Annotated in this window: 2 protein-coding genes; one reads left to right on the top strand and one right to left on the bottom strand. The window is 40.4% G+C overall.

Going from position 1 to position 1046, the window contains the following annotated elements; genetic code table 11:
• Positions 1-370: type IV pilin protein (locus A9E74_RS13780; protein ID WP_176718948.1), on the top strand; the 370-nt coding region annotated here is incomplete at its 5' end.
• A 68-nt stretch (positions 371-438) separates the two neighbouring features.
• Here the strand turns inward: A9E74_RS13780 and A9E74_RS14435 are convergent.
• The coding region (locus tag A9E74_RS14435; RefSeq protein WP_218104338.1) for a type I secretion C-terminal target domain-containing protein at positions 439-1046 on the bottom strand (608 nt) is incomplete at its 5' end.

Below are 1046 nucleotides of genomic sequence, written 5' to 3'. Positions count from 1 at the left end.
AATTGAATTGATGATTACGGTTGCTATCATCGCTATCATTGCTGCGATTGCTTATCCGTCGTATCAAGAACAGGTAAGAGAAACTCGAAGAACGAATGCTCAGGCTGATTTGTTAGAGCTTTCAAGCTATATGGAGCGTTATTACACTGAACGGTTTACCTATTCTGGTGCCACTTCTGAAACACTACCTTTTGATGAATCACCAAAAATAGGCAATACCAAGTTCTATGACCTTGACCTGCAAAATGTAGGAGCAAGCTCTTACACATTAAGAGCTGTTCCAAAAGGTGGTCAAACTGGTGACCGTTGTGGCACGATGACTATCAATGAAGTTGGACAAAGAAATGCTGGTGAAGCAAGTTGCTGGTAATAATTAGTTAATAAAAACAACAAACCCGCTTAACGCGGGTTTGTTGTTTTAAAGCTTGGTAATTGATTTTAACTGTCGACACTCACATGACCGTCTTGCACCAGTTTATTAATCATTTCAGCTTGTTGTGTTGATGTATCAAAGCCACCCAAGCCTAAGTCGACAAGTGATTTTCCTTGCAGCGTAACGATTTGTGTCACATCAGTTGCATCGGGTTTGAGTTCAATCACAATATCCGAACCATCTTCTGTAATTGAAATGAAATCCGTCAGATTACCCGATTCTTCACCAACCAGAATGTCAGAGAAATCCAGAACATCACCTTCCGCAATATTAAAGTCAGTTACGATATCCATTGCAGGAGCTCCAGCGACACCTTCATCACCAGCGTTCCAGACAAAGATATCTGTGCCAGCTCCACCAGTTAAAATATCGTTACCAGGACCACCACTTATGATGTTGTCCTGTTCATTGCCAACTACTGTGTCATTACCAGAGCTTATTACTACTTCAACTGAGGCACTATCATTATTAGATTCATCAGTCACAGTGTATTCGAATGAGGTTCCAGGCATTCCAGTTATCTCTTTAACAGAGACACTTTGAATATAATAATCACTACTATCACCAGTAGAAAGTACAGGTCTATCATTAGCGTATTCTGTTGCAGTGAACA

It is taken from the genome of Methylophaga muralis (genome assembly GCF_001720165.1).
Taxonomy (GTDB): Bacteria; Pseudomonadota; Gammaproteobacteria; order Nitrosococcales; family Methylophagaceae; genus Methylophaga; species Methylophaga muralis.
The sequence above is the reverse complement of the archived record's forward strand: the minus strand, read 5'-3'. Positions and strand labels throughout refer to the sequence as shown.